Raw genomic sequence first — 1,235 nt, 5'->3', positions numbered from 1 at the left:
CCAAAAGAAAATGCCGTGTCCGCAAATCGTGTTGGGTGAGGACTCTTTGGGAATACAGAGTTTGGCCAATCTCCCTTTTCGGAATGTAGGGCCTGGGCGCAAACTCTCCAAAAGAGGCGTGTCTGCATACTCGGGATCTGCGTCGTGATGAACTCTCATATTGCTCGAAACACCTCCACCGGATCCCACTTCAATGATCGTGCAATGAACCAGAAAATATAGCCGTCAAGGTATTTGCTTGCCGGACCGCGGAAAGGTCGGATGAAGGTCTTGTAGAGTTGATGGAGCGAGTTAGCGTTCTGGATGTGGTAGGCTGATGAACCGCCAATTGATGCCTTTATCGGTTTGATTTCGACGTGTGTTATCTGCCTGCTCGCGGTGAAGTTCTTGTAGCCCGAAAGACCATCGGCGCATAGGACGACATCGGGGGCCACGAATGGCGCGAGCGCGGCCTCAATCGTCTTGTCCGTTCGGTTTGGAATGCGCTCGGCCCGACGCGCGCCGTTGCGATCGACCAGCGTTAGAATGGGCAGTTGCCAGCGTGAGAGTCCTCGCATCATCGGAACACCCTTCCGGCCATATTCATACCATCGCAGGCGGGGCGGCGCGGAATGGTGTGCCGGGTCGCGCAGATGATTGCCCCATTCACGCGATCCCTTTCGCGATTCCCTTTGGAAGGTTTCATCAGCCTCGACGATGCCCGCGAAGGCTTTCGAAGATGATCCAGACAGTCCGTCCAGAATGATCATTCGCCAGCGCCAGATGGTGTATTTATTCAAATCCAAGTCGTTGGCGAGGCGTCGCACCGGTGAAGGTGGTGCATCTCCCATCATGTCCCTCAAAACTTCCAAGAAAAGATCAGGACGGTGGATGTAGCGAATGATCGAGGTGGTGCGCCCCGAGTAGGTTTTAAGGCAATCCGAGCAGCGATATCGCTGCACCTTCGTTTTCGTAGTGCCACATTTCTGGCGCGCTTCGCATTCGCAAAACGGGCACTTGTGTTCTTTCTTTGTTCGTTCTTCGATTTCGGTAAGCGCTTCGGATCTTCTACGAACATCCTGAAAAGCGGTTCCTGCTTCCGCTATCTGCGCGGGGCTCAGAAGTGAAATCCGGTCGAGGAACCGGCGAAAATCGTGGTGTCGCATAGGCATCTCCGCAGTGTTTTCCTGCGGGATATTGGCCAAATGTGAAAATACGAAGGCCAACCAACACGATTTGTGGACACGGCAAAAGAA

At 53.8% G+C, this 1,235-nt stretch carries 1 protein-coding gene; it reads right to left on the bottom strand.

Features of this window, described 5'->3' with window-relative positions; genetic code table 11:
• Positions 1–155: 155 nt before the first annotated feature.
• Positions 156–1,235 (bottom strand): IS1595 family transposase (locus BW975_RS17990; protein ID WP_139194240.1); only part of this gene is annotated, 1,080 nt, incomplete at its 5' end.

Source organism: Roseovarius nanhaiticus, from assembly GCF_900156535.1.
GTDB classification, from domain to species: Bacteria; Pseudomonadota; Alphaproteobacteria; order Rhodobacterales; family Rhodobacteraceae; genus Roseovarius; species Roseovarius nanhaiticus.
This window is presented reverse-complemented; position numbering and strand designations above follow the sequence as displayed.